Genomic DNA, 14944 nt, shown 5'->3' on the forward strand with positions numbered 1-14944 from the left:
CTTCAAAGGAAACAATGAAAAAGAATTTAAATATCATCATATTGGGTCTCGCAGCGCTCTCTCTGAGCAGCTGCAAGACTCTCTACGGAAAGTATGAACGTCCGGATGTGAAGACCAGCGGTATCGTTCGCGATGTAGCTTCTGATACAGATACTTTGGCTGTAAAGGACACTACTACCTTCGCCAACATCCCTTGGCGCAGTGTCTTCACCGACCCTCAGCTCCAGTCAATCATTGAGAAGGGATTGAACAACAATGTCAACCTGCTCAATGCGGCTTTGAACGTGAAGATGGCAGAAGAGCAGTTGAAGTGTGCCAAGTTGGCCTTCGTGCCTGCCTTGTCTTTCTCTCCACAGGGAACTATCGCTTCTTGGGATGGCAACGCTGCTACCAAGACTTACAGCTTGCCTGTTACAGCCAGTTGGATGGTTGACCTCTTCGGCAACCTGCTCTCTCAGAAGCGCAGTGCTCAGATGGCTCTTCTTCAATTGAAGGATTATCAGGTATCTGTAAAGACCAACCTCATCGCCAACATCGCCAACATGTATTATACCTTGTTGATGCTCGATAAGCAGGTGGAGTTAGTTAATAATATGGAAGGTTTGACCAAGGATACTTGGGAGACGATGAAGGTATTGAAGGATACCAAGATTGGTTATCGTGGTACTTCTGTTCAGGCTGCCGAGAGTAATTACTATGCTGTGTTGACTCAGAAGACCGACCTGATGCGTCAGATTCGTGAAACTGAGAATTCCTTGAGCCTTCTTATTGGCGACCAGGCTCATTCCATTGCCCGTGGCAAGCTGGAGAATCAGAGCCTTCCTGCAACATTCTCTACCGGTGTAGGCATCCAGTTGCTCAACAACCGTGCTGATGTTCATGCAGCCGAGATGAACTTAGCTCAGTGCTTCTATGGCGTAGAGACTGCCCGCAGCAAGTTCTATCCATCTATCACCATCTCTGGTACAGGTGCATTCACCAACTCTGGTGGTATGGGCATCGTGAATCCAGGTAAGTGGTTGCTTTCTGCAGTTGGCTCATTGGTTCAACCTATCTTCCAGAATGGTAGAATCATCGCAGGATTGAAAGTGGCTAAGATGCAGTATGAACAGGCTTACAATACTTGGCAGGATGCCGTACTGAAGGCTGGTAGCGAAGTAAGCAATGCCCTCGTGCTCTACAACTATTCTGATGAGAAGAGTAAGGTGGAGGCAAAGCGTATCACCGTACTTGAGCAGAATGTAGAGGACACACGTAAGTTGATGTCAGAGGCTGGTGGTTCTTACCTTGAGGTAATCCAGGCACAGTCTTCGCTGCTCAACGTACAACTTTCTAAGGTAGCTGATGACTTCTACAAGATGCAGGCAGTAGTAAATCTCTACTATGCATTGGGTGGAGGTGCTAAGTAATGTTAAATGTTAAATGTTAGATTATTATGGCTAGTATAATAAGTCCAAAAGCAGAGGTTTCTCCAAAAGCTAAGATTGGAGACAACTGCAAGATCTATCCATTCGCCTATATTGAGGACGATGTGGTCATCGGCGACAACTGTACCATCTATCCATTTGTGAGTATCATGAACGGTACTCGCATGGGTAATAATAATAAGGTATTCCAGGCAGCCGTTATCGCTGCCCTCCCACAGGATTTCAACTTTACCGGTGAGGAAAGTGAGGTAGTGATTGGCGACAACAATACCATCCGTGAGAACGTGGTTATCAACCGTGGTACTCACAAGGGTGGCAAGACCGTTCTGGGCAACAACAACTTCCTGATGGAAGGTGCCCATATCTCTCACGATACCGTAATCGGCAACGGTTGCGTATTCGGTTATGGTACCAAGATTGCAGGCGACTGCGTGATTGGTAACGGTGTCATCTACTCAACATCTGTAGTAGAGAATGCCAAGACCCGAGTAGGCGATTTGGCAATGATTCAGGCAGGTACTACCTTCTCTAAGGATATTCCTCCTTATATCATTGCTGGTGGAAAACCTGTGAAATATGCAGGCCCTAACACCATCATCATGGAGGCTGCTGAAGTTACCGAGAAGGTTCGCAAGCATATTGCGAATGCCTACCGATTGGTATTCCATGGTCAGACATCCCTCTTTGATGCCATCAACCAGATCAAGGATCAGGTGCCAGATGGTCCGGAGATTCAGAATATTATCCAGTTCCTGGAGAGTTCTGAGAAGGGTGTTATCACCAAGATGTAAGTTTATTCTCTCTTAAATGTAATAGATGAGCTTTGTTTTCATGACGAAGCTCTACTTAAAATCGGTAAAATTTAAAGTCATACCTATTTGAATTTTACTCCGTATGTAGAAAGGACTGGCCGTGAGGTCGGTCCTTTTCCCTGTTTGGTATGTTTCTTCATCCTCCGGACTGAAACACTGTGAATTTACGTGAAATTCATTGATGTTTCCCAAAAATACTTATTAATAACTGTTAAAGGTTCGTTTATGTCCTTATTTTTTTGTTACTTTGCACAAAATTTGGTGTATTATACCCTTTTGTAAAATGAGAAAGAAACAATATAAGCCAAGCAATCATCGTGGATTGCAGATGGTCACTTTATGTATAAGTACCTCTATGGTACTCGTTTTGTTGGGTTTTGTCATCTTTTCGGTCCTCATGGGTCGAAACTTGTCGTCGTATGTCAAGCAGAATCTTGTAGTAACGGTGATGTTTGAACAGGATATGACTAATTCAGAAGCTGTTCAGATGTGCAAAACCTTAAAGGCTCGTCCTTTTGTGAACAACTTGAATTATATCTCCAAGGAACGCGCTCTGAAGGAGGCTACCCGCGATTTGGGTGCAAATCCAAGCGAGTTTGCAGGTGTAAACCCATTCCAGCCTTCTATAGAAATCACAACCAAGGCCGATTATGCAAATAATGATTCCCTGAAATGGATTTCCAAGGAATTGAAGGCGTATCCGAGAGTTACCGAGGTTTCTTATCAGCATGATTTGATAGAAAAAGTAAATGAATCTTTGGCTAAGATAAGTTTAGGTTTGCTGATTGTTGCTGTGTTGTTGACATTCATCTCTTTCTCGTTGATCAACAATACGGTAAGATTAGGTATCTATGCACGTCGCTTCTCGATACATACAATGAAGTTAGTAGGTGCTTCATGGAATTTTATTCGTGCTCCTTTTATTCGCAGAGCAATTTTGATAGGTCTGTTATCTGCATTCTTAGCTGATGCATTCTTAGGAGGATGTATCTATGCTTGGTATCTGAACGAACCAGAATTGCTGACCGTTCTCGGTTGGGAAGAACTTGCCATCACAGGTGGAGCGGTATTCCTCTTCGGAATCATTATCACTTCATTGTGTGCAAGCATCTCTGTCAACAAGTTCCTGAAGATGAAGGCTGGCGATCTTTATAAGATTTAAATTCAACATTAAACTATTATATATTCATGGATAGAAGAAATTTGGCATTTGATAAGGTCAACTTTATCTTGTTGGCCATCGGTATGGCTATTGTCATCTTAGGTTTTCTCCTGATGAGCGGTGCAGGCTCTAATGAGAATACTTTCGATATGGACATCTTTAGTACTCGTCGTATAGTGGTAGCTCCTACAGTTACACTGATAGGTTTTCTGTCTATCATTTATGCAGTCATTCGTAAACCAAAAGATAAATAACAAATGAATTGGATTGAAGCTTTGGTCTTGGGTCTTATCCAAGGTCTTACCGAATATCTGCCAGTGAGCAGTAGTGGTCATCTGGCTATCGGTGCACATCTCTTCGGCATCAATGGAGAGGATAACCTGACTTTTACAATTATGGTGCATGTGGCTACTGTGTTGAGTACATTGGTCATTCTATGGAAAGAAATCGACTGGATATTGAAAGGACTCTTCAAGTTTCAGATGAATGAGGAGACAAAGTATGCCCTTAATATCGTTATCTCTATGATTCCTGTTGGTATCGTAGGTGTATTTTTCAAGGATCAGGTAGAAGAAGTCTTTGGCTCAGGTCTGCTCATCGTTGGCTGCATGCTCATCGTGACAGCTATCCTCCTTACGTTCTCTTACTTTGCAAAACCACGTCAGAAGGAAAATATCAGCCCTCTGCATGCTTTCATCATTGGTCTTGGACAGGCACTTGCTGTTTTGCCTGGTCTGTCACGCTCTGGTACTACCATTGCTACGGGTCTTTTGCTCGGCGATAAGAAGGAGAAGATGGCACAGTTTTCATTCTTGATGGTGATTCCTCCTATCTTGGGTGAGGCATTGCTCGACCTGTTGAAGGGGCTGAAGGGCGAAGAGGCATTGGGCGGTATTGATGCCTTCCCTATGCTTGTAGGTTTTATAGCAGCATTTGTATCTGGTTGTCTGGCTTGTAAGTGGATGATCAACATCGTAAAGAAGGGTAAACTGGTGTATTTCGGTATCTATTGTGCTATCGCCGGTGCAGTTACCATTATCTGTTCATTAATGTAATATATGGATTTCAGAAAAGGAGAAATTATAGCTATCGACAAGCCTTATCGGATGTCGAGCTTCGGAGCTTTGGCGCATGTACGCTATCTGCTCAGCAAGAAACTTGGCTTCAAGGTAAAGATAGGACATGCTGGTACGCTTGACCCCCTTGCTACTGGTGTCCTGGTGCTTTGTACAGGTAAATGTACCAAGCAGATAGAGCAGTTGCAGACTCATACCAAGGAATATACGGCTACGCTCCAACTTGGTGCCACTACGGCAAGTTATGACATGGAGCATTCTGTAAATCATACTTATCCTACTAAGCATATCAACCGAGAACGGGTAGAGGAAGTCTTGAAGCAGTTTGTCGGTGAAATACAGCAGGTTCCACCTACCTATAGTGCGGTAAAGGTGAATGGTGACCGCTCTTATGCCTTGCGACGTGCAGGTGAAGAGGTTCAGTTGAAGCCAAAGACTGTTAGGGTGGATGAGATAGAGTTGACCGACTATGATGATGAGCAGAAAACTGCAAGCATCCGTGTTGTCTGCGGCAAGGGTACTTATATCCGTTCGCTGGCCCGTGATATCGGTAGAGCCCTCGATAGTGGTGCTTTCCTGACAGCTCTTCGTCGTACCAAGGCAGGAAGTTTCTCGGTAGAGAACTGTATAGACTTCGACCGTTTCCAGGAATGGCTTGATGCACAGGAGTTGGAGGATAGTATCCTAGACAACAATCAACCGGCTTCTCATAAAAAGAATCATAAGTAATAATCAGAAAGGAGAAAAATATATAACATGAAACTATCACAATTCAATTTTAAATTGCCAGAGGCACAGGTTGCACTCTATCCACATAAGGCAAAGCGTGTCGTAAAAACAGCTAACGGTGAGCGTACTTTCGAAGTGACTCGTCGTGATGAATCTCGTCTGATGGTTCTTCACAAAAAGTCAGAGAAGATCGAAATGTACAAGAAGGATGCCGAAGGCAATGACATGGTCGATGCTGAGGGCAATCCTGTATTCTTGCAGTTTAAGGACATCGTCAACTATTTCGATGAGGGTGATACCTTTATCTTCAATGATACGAAAGTTTTCCCTGCTCGTCTCTATGGTACCAAGGAGAAGACTGATGCCAAGATAGAGGTGTTCCTGCTTCGCGAGTTGAACCAGGAAATGCGTCTCTGGGATGTATTGGTAGAACCAGCCCGCAAGATTCGTATCGGCAACAAGTTGTTCTTTGACGATGTGAACGAGATGGTAGCCGAGGTAATCGACAATACTACCAGCCGTGGCCGTACCCTTCGTTTCCTTTATGATGAGGATGGTCAGCACGATGTATTCAAGCGTTCTTTGTTTGCTCTGGGTGAGGCTCCATTGCCACGCTATATTATTGACAAACGCGAGAACCACCATGCTACCGAGGAAGATATGGATGACTTCCAGTGTGTATTTGCCGAGAAGGAAGGTGCTGTTACTGCACCTGCTACTGGTCTTCACTTCTCACGTGAGTTGATGAAGAAACTGGAGATTTGTGGCATTCAGCCAGCTTTCATTACCTTGCATTGTGGTTTGGGTAACTTCCATGAGATTGAGGTGGAGGACCTCACCAAGCACAAGATGGATTCTGAGCAGATGATTATCGGCAAGGAGTGCTGTGATCTTGTCAATCAGACCAAGTTGGCTGGTCACCATGTATGTGCTATCGGTACCAGTGTGGTCAAGGCTACTGAGTCTGCTGTCGGTACTGACGGTATGTTGAAGGAGTTCGATGGTTGGACCAATAAGTTCATTTTCCCTCCTTACGATTTCGGTCTCGCAGACTGTATGGTTGCCAATTTCTATCATCCAGAGTCACCGCTCATGATGAGCACAGCTGCTTTTGGTGGTTATGACCTCGTCTATAGTTGCTACAAGAAGGCAGTGAAGAATGGATATATGTTCGGCTGCTTCGGCGACTCCCTTTTGATTTTGAACGATTAAGCCTATATCATGCACAAAGTATATTTGAGCTTAGGTACGAATTTGGGCAATAGAAAGCGCAATATTCGTGAGGCTATTGAAAAGATAGAAGAGCTGGTTGGTGTGGTAGAGCGCCAGTCAGCTCTTTATGAAACCAAGCCTTGGGGTTTTTCCTCTCCCAATGATTTTATCAATGCCTGTGTACTGGTGGATACCATATTGGCTCCTCGCCAACTTCTTGAGGCTACGCAGAAGATAGAGTGCGAGATGGGCAGGGTAGGTAAGTCTGTGGATGGTGAATACCATGATCGTATTATTGATATTGACATATTGATATATGATGATTTAAAAGTGAATGAACCAGATCTCGTTATTCCCCATCCTTTGATGGAGGAGCGAGAGTTTGTCATGATCCCTTTGAAGGAAATCTTGCAGCTTCCACTGAATGACGATGCAAAGATAGGATAAATTTTTTCGGCAATGTCGTTTAATGTCGTTTAATGTCATTTAATGTCACGATAAAGTTGAAAAAAGTCATTTGAGATAGGTAAACAAGTCATTTGAGATAGGTAAACAAGTCATTTGAGATGGGTAAACAAGTCATTTGAGATGGGTAAACAAGTCATTTGAGATCATCAAATAAGTCATTTGTTTTTTGAGTTTCTTATTCTCTCAGTTTTTTGTAATACATTTTTTCAAAAAAAGGTAATCCCTTGGTGAACCCTAAGTAGATAGTGAAGGTATTTTCCTACTTTTATAGGGAAATAAGGTATAAATAAGGGTAATATAACTACCTGATTATCATTTCTTTATATTCTTTATTACGCGCTGTCTATATATATATGATAAGTATAGGGTTCACCTATGATCCCAAAAGGTGAACCCTGCCCAAAAGGGTTCACCCTATAAAATGGCATTACTCTTCGTATTACATTTTTAAAAATTTCTTATTATCTCTTTATTTTTTTTAGAAAAAATTTGGAGGTCTCGTTTTTTTATTATACATTTGCAGATGTATTCTATGTTGATAATGTTAGATGAAACTTAAACATGTGCATTCTGCATGGATACACCACTTTTTGAATAAAAGTAAATGGTCACTTTGATTAAAGGACAAAACGTAGGAGAAAAATCTCCTCTATGTGGCATACCTTCTGTTGCTACGTCTCCCTGTTGGCTACAAAATGGGGTGACCCCCAACTATGTTGTAAAGCAAAGTGCTAATCTCTCTACACTTCAGTGTGTAATTTCTATATGGACCGCCTTTTCTGCATATATATGCAGAAAAGGCGGTTAGTTTTTTTGTGTAAGTAATAAAAGATAATAACTGTGAGTATTAATAGTGAAGCGATGGTTTGGTTCTTGATGCGAGCTGCTTATGGACAAGAACAAAAGGCGCAAGAGTTTTTAGAAGCTAAAGGAATAGAGACTTTCTTACCTTTGCAGGAACATTGCTTTGTGCGAGACGGAAAGAGAGTGAAGAAGATGCAATCCTTAATACCCAACTTCTTGTTTGTAAAAAGCACTGAAAATGAGATGAAAAAATATATAGGAAAGCATCCTGTAGATTTTCTGCATCATTATTATGTGCCTCATAAGGATAATTCAGGGAATGCCATTGGGACTAAAGGCATCAAGCCATTAGTAATCCCTGATGAACAGATGGCTGCTTTCCAGCAATGGTATGCTATCCGTGATGATAATAAGCTCTTTATAGCCGATGATAAGATGCATTTCACTAAGGATCAGCAAGTGAAAGTGATTGGTGGAAAGTTCGCGGGTATGTGTGGCCGTGTGTGTCATATTAAGGGTCAATCGCGAGTCGGCATCGTCATCAGCGGTGTCGGCATCATCTTCACTGCTTATATTCCTAAAGGTATGTTGGAGGTGCTCTAAATAAAATCAGGTATGTGTTTTAAATTTAAAATGATAGGATTATGAATAAAGTTATTCAAAATTTTGGAGTGATATTCTCCTTGCTGATGTTTACTAATGTAAGTTTATCAGCTCAGACAAATAGGATATCTGTGAAAGTGCCGGATTTTAAGCGTTTTGTTATTGTTACTCAGGACAATGTAAATCTGCGTCGTACTCCAAGTGTAAATGGAGGAAAACTGATGCAATGGGAATCTGACGATGGCTCTTTCGATACATACTGCAAAATCTATTATGCAGATACGGAAGCGAGTCTTTATCGACCAAACTCTCGTACTGGGGCAAGAGTGTCTGCTTATCATCCTTTGAAAGATGCTGTCTTGCCAGTTAATCCTAATCAATTGGAACCACAGAATGGATGGTATCAAGTCGGAGTTACCGCACAAGCTTATGCAGGAAATCCTGATAAGGCTAATGCTAAGTTGGCTTGGGTGAAATCAGATTTCTGTAAAGTGATTGATGTTGATCTGAATGCGAATCCTTCTCGATTTACGTTTCCACGTTATGTCTATTTTGATACCGAACGGGAAGAAAATGTTCCGGGACCAAATGTGACGAAAGGTGAGGGTGTTAGACGAACTAATGGCGTTTATACGAATCTCACATATTTCGTATCGCCAAGCCCAGATGGAAATAGTGTTTTGGTAACAGTACCAATTCTTTCTGAACATTTCCTTTATGTAGCACGTGTAAGCATGGAGGTGACATATGATTCAGAGCAAAAGGCATCGGTTGAACTTCATGAAGAAGAGGATGATATGGGAGAAGGTTTACCTTATCTCAGACTGACAACCAATACGGACAATCAGAAGGCAAAGGTTGCTGCCGATTATGTCATGAAAATGTATGATGGCTTGTTTGGAAAGGTTGTCAAATGTTTGTTCCCTGATAGTAAGATACCTACGGATGAAGTTTATTTCATGACAACGGAAGGACAATGTTTGTCGTTTGGTTACGATCCAAACATATCAGGTGTTATTCCTGCCAAGAACAGAGGCATGTCTCTGCAACTAACGATTAAAAGCTCTTCTATAGGGGTTAATTCAACAAAGTAAAAGTAATTTATTATTGCATTATGGTTAAACAATATCTATTATTGCCAACAATGGTTTTGTCAATCGTATTGGCTTCGTGTGGTAATCCAAAGAAGACTTCCCCAAAGGAAGTGGATGGAGTGGAAACTTCTGATACGATTAAAGAGGCATCCGAAGCAGCTAAAGATATGCCGGAGTGTGTCTTTACAGAAACGGGTTATGGAGTGGTTCAATTGAATGGTAAGTTATCCAAACTTCCAAAAGCATATGAGAACCTTTATACCAATTTCGTTGTCTCTACAAACCCAGATACCCAGTTGAAAACCTATTCTTTGTACAATGGTGAAGAATTGGTAGCAGCTGCAGAAGGCTATGCTGATAGTGACCAAATAATTACTATCCGTATTTTCTCCGATAAGATTACGGTCAAGTGTGAGAATGGTAAAACAATGAAAATCGGCATGAAGGTTGCTGATGCTGTAAAGGAATTTAAGGATGATTGTTTTGCTTCCTGGACGGGTGAGGAACAAAAGCCTGTCATTCACTTTGGAACCACTATATGTGTAGAAACTACTGATGGAACCTTGACTCCTGCTAAGCAACAAGAGATGGAGGGTATTCAAAATTCTTTTGAGGATACTCTTCCTGTTGACCCTGGCGATGTGTCTTCAAGTCAGCTAATCAAAAATATGAAACTTGGTTATTAAGGCTATGATTTAGCATAAATACTAATAAATTTTTCACAGGTGATACGTTTCTTTTTAATCCTTTTATACTATCGTATATGGTAGGGTTACGGAAATGTATCGTTGTTTTATTCTTATATTTATTATAGTTAAAAATTAAAAAGGTTAGAAAATATTTTGCGTTGTCAGATATTTATGTTATATTTGCAAGCGAATTTATTTATAAAACTTAATATTTGAAAGAATTAAGTCACACTGCCGCTTTGTTTAAAGGGCAAGAAATAGGAGCTTCTGCTCCTGAAAATGGCAATCGGATTGCCGCTGTGTCTCCCTGTAAAATACATAATAGGGTGACCCCCGATTATGCTTCGAACGCTTCGTCTGCCGCATGTGTAGAAGAGGCGGTTTGGTTTTTAATGAGGGCTGCATATGGACAGGAATCCAAGGCAAGGGATTTCTTGGAAGCCAAGGGCATGAATGGATGACGATGATGATTTTTAATAAGAATTTCCCCTATAAAGGAAGCTTTTCTATGAAATCTTTCCTTTATAGGGGAAATTTTGTGTTATTATTCCACTTCGCTCCAATCAATCAAGCCTTTACCCATTTCATCTAGTTCTATAGCGAGAGCAACAACTTTTTTGTTCTCTGCTTGGAATGGGGCAGTATAATTATTGTTGATGATTTGTTGCTTGGCAGCAGTTAAACCTCCATTGTTTCTGAGTTTTAACTCTATCACATAGATGTAGTTGTTGGCTTCAACCACAATGTCGATTCTGCCAGTACTAATCATCTTTTCCACTTGCGGACGTAATCCTACGGCATACATGATGGAAGTTATAATCAAACGATAACGCTCTTCCATATCCATGCTGGCTAACTTTTTGTTGCTATATGGCACGTCAGCTATTAGTTGCTTCAGAGCATCCATTGCTCCTTGAATATTTCCGAGGTTCATGTCTCTGTAGAATGAGATTTGCATGGTTTGAATGTCCATCTGTGAACGAGCGGTAAGAGCAGGAAGTGCCATCGAATATAGGGCTTTTCTCACTTCGTAATTTGGAAATCCTAATGTGTAGCTCCACTCATCTTCGGCTTTTATAGTCAGATATCCAGATTGGTAAAGGAAAAGTTCTGCTCCACCTCCTGTAACATCTGATGTTTCTAAAATGTCTCTGTCAATGTAGCATTTCTCGAAATTCTTGATTCGCAATTCGATATTGTCAACAAACTTAGATAATAGGGTGGTTGCACCAGAAGCTACCCAGAAATTCTTGATTCTCTTTTGAGCTAAGGCACATATTAGACTATATGGGTTAAAGATGTCTGTCATGTTTTCACCACTGAAATGATAACCATCGTAATAACCCTTAAGCTTCTGTAATGTTGTAACCTTATCCCATTTGTTCTTTTCCCCCAATTCAACCAACTCTTCATGGAAGTATTCGATAATTTCTTGTTGGGTGATGCCGCATACTGCCACATATTCTGGTAAGACACTGAGGTTTGTCAAGTTGTTGAGTACTGAGAACAAAGATATTTGCGTGAATTTAGTGATGCCTGTAATAAACACGAATCTCTCGTCAGTACTTGACGACTTTAGTACAGCAAAGACTTGGCGATAAACCTCTGTGCATTCTTTATGATAAGGAGTTTTCCAAGAGTGTTGGAGAGGAGCATCATATTCATCTACCAAAACAGCAGCAGGTTGTCCTGTGGACTGATGTACGACTTTTAATATTTCGGTAAATCTGACTGATAGAGAAGATTTTTTCGTAGAGGTGATATGGTATTGCTCTTCGTAATTGCTGAAGGCATAGTCAAAATAAGACTTGATTTCTTCTGCAGTGTTACCTGCAATGCTCATGTCGAATCGAATGACAGGATATTTTATCCAGTCTTTTTCCCATTGCATAATCTTTAGACCATCGAAAAGTTCCTTGTTTCCCTCAAAGTAACATTGCAATGTATCGACAAGAATAGACTTGCCAAACCGTCTAGGACGGCTTAGATAATTGAACTTCCTTCCATTGGCAATTTGCCAAACGAGATCGGTTTTGTCAACGTATTTGTAGTTGCCTGTTCTGATTTCTCTAAAAGAGGTAACTCCTTCTGGCAGTCTTTGTGCAATCATACTGATTCTCCTTATTATATATAGCTGTTTGCAAAGTTAGCACTTTTTCTTGATAATAAGAAGAATAATGAAGTTTTTTAGAAAAATTTTGTGGTTCCGATACCAGCCATGCTCTTCACGTGGTCCCTCGGGGATCACGTGATGGGGAACTGGTGAACAAGAGACGGGCAACCGTTGCTCACGTGATGGTCAACGAGTGCCCAAACGGATAGCTATAATTTGGGCAACATGTTGTTGACTTTTCCTTATTATATATAGCCGTTTGCATAGTTTGCACTTTTCTAAATTAAAAAATCCCATCACTCTCAATGAGAATGATGGGATTCAATGTCTTAAAGCAAATTGCTTTCAGATTACTTACGAAGACCGAGGGCCTTGATGATGGCACGGTAGCGATTGATATCGCGGTCGTACAAGTAATCGAGCAATGCGCGACGCTTTCCTACAAGCTGTGTCAGAGAACGTGTTGTAGTATAATCTTTACGGTTCTTCTTTACATGTTCCGTCAAATGAGCAATACGGTATGAGAACAATGCTATCTGGCTCTCAGCTGAACCAGTATCAGAGTTAGACTTTCCGTACTTGCTAAAGATCTCTTCTTTTTTTGCTTTGTCTAAATACATAGCTGTGTTACTTAATAATAAATGTTACTTTAATTGTTTCTAATGCATTCAGGACCCTTCCTCGCGGCGGTTTCTCTAAAAATGCGCTGCAAAGTTACAACTTTTCTGTGAAACTTGCAAATTTTTCCGATATTTTTTGTAATTTTGCACCCAAATTCATTAAGTATTTAAGGTAAAGGAAATGCAAGACATTAGAAACATTGCAGTTATTGCACACGTTGACCATGGTAAGACTACCTTGGTGGACAAGATGATGCTCGCCGGAAAGCTGTTCCGTGACGGCCAGGATAATAGCGGCGAAGTGCTCGATTCCAATGATTTGGAGCGTGAGCGTGGTATAACCATTCTTTCAAAGAATGTATCTATCAATTGGAAAGGTGTTAAAATCAATATCCTCGATACTCCTGGACACTCCGACTTCGGTGGTGAGGTGGAGCGCGTACTCAATATGGCAGACGGTTGTCTCTTGCTTGTTGACGCTTTCGAGGGCCCTATGCCTCAGACCCGTTTCGTGTTGCAGAAAGCTTTGCAGCTCGGTCTGAAGCCTATCGTTGTTGTTAATAAGGTGGATAAGCCTAACTGCCGTCCTGAGGAAGTTTATGAGATGGTATTCGATCTCATGTGCGACCTTGATGCTACTGAGGATCAGCTTGATTTCCCTGTAGTATATGGTTCTGCCAAGAATGGTTGGATGGGAGAGGATTACAACAATCCTACAGACAATATCGACTATTTGCTCGACAAGATCGTAGAGGTTATCCCTGCTCCTAAGCAGTTGGAGGGTACTCCTCAGCTCCTTATTACTTCTCTTGACTACAGTTCTTATACAGGCCGTATCGCTGTAGGTCGTGTTCATCGTGGTACTCTGAAGGATGCCATGAATGTGACAATCTGTCATCGTGATGGTACACAGGAGAAGACCAAGATCAAGGAACTTCATACATTCGAGGGTATGGGTCACAAGAAGACTGATCATGTAGATTCTGGTGATATCTGTGCAGTTATCGGTTTGGAGAAGTTTGAGATTGGTGATACCATCTGTGATTATGAGAATCCAGAGCCACTTCCTCCAATCGCTGTTGATGAGCCAACCATGAGTATGCTCTTCACCATCAACGATTCTCCATTCTTCGGTAAGGAGGGTAAGTACTGTACTTCCCGCCATATCCAGGAGCGTTTGAATAAGGAGTTGGAGAAGAATCTTGCTCTTCGTGTTCAGCCATTCGAGGATTCTACTGATAAGTGGATTGTCAGCGGTCGTGGTGTGCTTCATCTCTCTGTGCTCGTGGAAACCATGCGCCGTGAGGGTTATGAACTTCAGGTAGGTCAGCCTCAGGTTATCTACAAGGAGATTGACGGAGTGAAGTGCGAGCCTGTAGAGGAGTTGACTATCAATGTACCAGAGGAGTTCGCTTCTAAGATGATTGATATGGTAACCCGTCGTAAGGGTGATATGACTTCTATGTTGAACATGGGTGAGCGTGTGGATATCGAGTTTGATATTCCTTCTCGCGGTATCATCGGTCTTCGTACCAATGTGCTGACTGCTTCTCAGGGTGAGGCCATCATGGCTCACCGTTTCAAGGAGTATCAGCCATTCAAGGGTGAAATCAACCGCCGTTCTAATGGTAGTATGATTGCACTTGAAACTGGTACTGCTTATGCTTATGCTATTGATAAGCTTCAGGATCGTGGTAAGTTCTTCATCGACCCAGGTGAGGAGGTTTATGCCGGTGAGGTAGTTGGTGAGCATGTTCACGAAAACGACCTTGTCGTCAATGTGACTAAGGCAAAACAGTTGACCAACGTCCGTGCTTCTGGTTCAGACGATAAGGCTCGTGTGATTCCAAAGACCGTAATGAGTCTTGAGGAGTGCTTGGAGTATATCCGTGAGGACGAGTACGTAGAGGTAACTCCTAAGAGCATGCGTATGCGCAAGGTAATCCTTGATCACTTGGAGCGTAAGCGTAGCAATAAAGACTAATAAAGTATAGCTTTAAGGATATAAATGAAAAGAGAAATCCTCTCCTATCGGATGTTTCCGATATGGAGAGGATTTGAGTTATTGTACTTTTGCACTTGAATTTCTACTCTGTTTGGACTTGCAGTCAAATGGTTTATTCAATAGGACTCAA

Annotated in this window: 15 protein-coding genes; 13 read left to right on the plus strand and 2 right to left on the minus strand. The window is 41.7% G+C overall.

Annotation, left to right across the window (positions count from 1 at the left end; genetic code table 11):
- The first annotated feature begins 14 nt into the window (after positions 1-14).
- The 12 genes from DW917_RS05580 (at position 15) to DW917_RS05635 (ending at position 10537) form a co-directional block, all read left to right on the plus strand.
- The gene (locus tag DW917_RS05580) at positions 15-1409 is read left to right on the plus strand and encodes an efflux transporter outer membrane subunit (RefSeq protein ID WP_118117064.1); all 1395 of its coding nucleotides are present in this window, start codon (positions 15-17) and stop codon (positions 1407-1409) included.
- A gap of 26 nt (positions 1410-1435) precedes the next feature.
- Positions 1436-2218, plus strand: coding sequence for an acyl-ACP--UDP-N-acetylglucosamine O-acyltransferase (gene lpxA, locus DW917_RS05585; RefSeq protein WP_118117065.1), 783 nt, complete (start codon positions 1436-1438; stop codon positions 2216-2218).
- Between the two features lie 304 nt (positions 2219-2522).
- A complete protein-coding gene (locus DW917_RS05590) occupies positions 2523-3401 on the plus strand; it encodes an ABC transporter permease (protein WP_022111662.1) in 879 nt (292 codons plus the stop codon).
- Between the two features lie 26 nt (positions 3402-3427).
- Positions 3428-3655 (plus strand): DUF3098 domain-containing protein, encoded by a 228-nt coding sequence (locus DW917_RS05595; protein ID WP_022111661.1) that lies wholly within the window; start codon positions 3428-3430, stop codon positions 3653-3655.
- 3 nt (positions 3656-3658) lie between these two features.
- Positions 3659-4456: an undecaprenyl-diphosphate phosphatase gene (locus tag DW917_RS05600; RefSeq protein WP_118117066.1), complete on the plus strand. Its 798-nt coding sequence runs from the start codon at positions 3659-3661 to the stop codon at positions 4454-4456.
- A gap of 3 nt (positions 4457-4459) precedes the next feature.
- Positions 4460-5206 carry a tRNA pseudouridine(55) synthase TruB gene (truB, locus tag DW917_RS05605; RefSeq protein ID WP_118117067.1) on the plus strand — a complete coding sequence of 249 codons (747 nt, stop codon included), beginning with the start codon at positions 4460-4462 and terminating at the stop codon, positions 5204-5206.
- Between the two features lie 27 nt (positions 5207-5233).
- Entirely contained in the window at positions 5234-6418 is a 1185-nt protein-coding gene (gene queA / locus DW917_RS05610) for a tRNA preQ1(34) S-adenosylmethionine ribosyltransferase-isomerase QueA (RefSeq protein ID WP_022111658.1), read from the plus strand.
- A gap of 9 nt (positions 6419-6427) precedes the next feature.
- Positions 6428-6865, plus strand: coding sequence for a 2-amino-4-hydroxy-6-hydroxymethyldihydropteridine diphosphokinase (folK, locus tag DW917_RS05615; protein ID WP_118117068.1), 438 nt, complete (start codon positions 6428-6430; stop codon positions 6863-6865).
- Positions 6866-7726: 861 nt separating this feature from the next.
- Positions 7727-8293, plus strand: a complete 567-nt coding sequence (locus DW917_RS05620) for a UpxY family transcription antiterminator (RefSeq protein ID WP_147344119.1) — start codon at positions 7727-7729, stop codon at positions 8291-8293.
- Between the two features lie 137 nt (positions 8294-8430).
- Positions 8431-9387, plus strand: a complete 957-nt coding sequence (locus tag DW917_RS05625) for a hypothetical protein (RefSeq protein ID WP_118117070.1) — start codon at positions 8431-8433, stop codon at positions 9385-9387.
- Between the two features lie 20 nt (positions 9388-9407).
- Entirely contained in the window at positions 9408-10073 is a 666-nt protein-coding gene (locus tag DW917_RS05630) for a hypothetical protein (RefSeq protein WP_147344120.1), read from the plus strand.
- Positions 10074-10288: 215 nt separating this feature from the next.
- On the plus strand, positions 10289-10537 hold the full coding sequence (locus tag DW917_RS05635; RefSeq protein ID WP_118117072.1) for a hypothetical protein: 249 nt from the start codon (positions 10289-10291) through the stop codon (positions 10535-10537).
- An 83-nt stretch (positions 10538-10620) separates the two neighbouring features.
- Here DW917_RS05635 and DW917_RS05640 read toward each other — a convergent pair whose 3' ends face one another.
- Positions 10621-12186: an ATP-binding protein gene (locus DW917_RS05640; protein ID WP_118117073.1), complete on the minus strand. Its 1566-nt coding sequence runs from the start codon at positions 12184-12186 to the stop codon at positions 10621-10623.
- Positions 12187-12539: 353 nt separating this feature from the next.
- Positions 12540-12809, minus strand: a complete 270-nt coding sequence (gene rpsO, locus DW917_RS05645) for a 30S ribosomal protein S15 (protein ID WP_118117074.1) — start codon at positions 12807-12809, stop codon at positions 12540-12542.
- Positions 12810-12990: 181 nt separating this feature from the next.
- Between rpsO and typA the strand changes: the two genes are divergently transcribed.
- The gene (typA, locus tag DW917_RS05650; protein WP_118117075.1) at positions 12991-14793 is read left to right on the plus strand and encodes a translational GTPase TypA; all 1803 of its coding nucleotides are present in this window, start codon (positions 12991-12993) and stop codon (positions 14791-14793) included.
- Positions 14794-14944: the final 151 nt, after the last annotated feature.

It is taken from the genome of Prevotella sp. AM42-24, from assembly GCF_003461825.1.
Classification (GTDB): domain Bacteria; phylum Bacteroidota; class Bacteroidia; order Bacteroidales; family Bacteroidaceae; genus Prevotella; species Prevotella hominis.

Bases quoted from the DNA above. Each gene is read 5' to 3' on its own strand.
- DW917_RS05595 (WP_022111661.1), top strand. From the start codon at position 3,428: ATGGATAGAAGAAATTTGGCATTTGATAAGGTCAACTTTATCTTGTTG.
- DW917_RS05590 (WP_022111662.1), top strand. From the start codon at position 2,523: ATGAGAAAGAAACAATATAAGCCAAGCAATCATCGTGGATTGCAGATG.
- lpxA (WP_118117065.1), top strand. From the start codon at position 1,436: ATGGCTAGTATAATAAGTCCAAAAGCAGAGGTTTCTCCAAAAGCTAAG.
- folK (WP_118117068.1), top strand. From the start codon at position 6,428: ATGCACAAAGTATATTTGAGCTTAGGTACGAATTTGGGCAATAGAAAG.
- DW917_RS05580 (WP_118117064.1), top strand. From the start codon at position 15: ATGAAAAAGAATTTAAATATCATCATATTGGGTCTCGCAGCGCTCTCT.
- typA (WP_118117075.1), top strand. From the start codon at position 12,991: ATGCAAGACATTAGAAACATTGCAGTTATTGCACACGTTGACCATGGT.
- DW917_RS05600 (WP_118117066.1), top strand. From the start codon at position 3,659: ATGAATTGGATTGAAGCTTTGGTCTTGGGTCTTATCCAAGGTCTTACC.
- truB (WP_118117067.1), top strand. From the start codon at position 4,460: ATGGATTTCAGAAAAGGAGAAATTATAGCTATCGACAAGCCTTATCGG.
- DW917_RS05630 (WP_147344120.1), top strand. From the start codon at position 9,408: ATGGTTAAACAATATCTATTATTGCCAACAATGGTTTTGTCAATCGTA.
- DW917_RS05640 (WP_118117073.1), bottom strand. From the start codon at position 12,186: ATGATTGCACAAAGACTGCCAGAAGGAGTTACCTCTTTTAGAGAAATC.
- rpsO (WP_118117074.1), bottom strand. From the start codon at position 12,809: ATGTATTTAGACAAAGCAAAAAAAGAAGAGATCTTTAGCAAGTACGGA.
- queA (WP_022111658.1), top strand. From the start codon at position 5,234: ATGAAACTATCACAATTCAATTTTAAATTGCCAGAGGCACAGGTTGCA.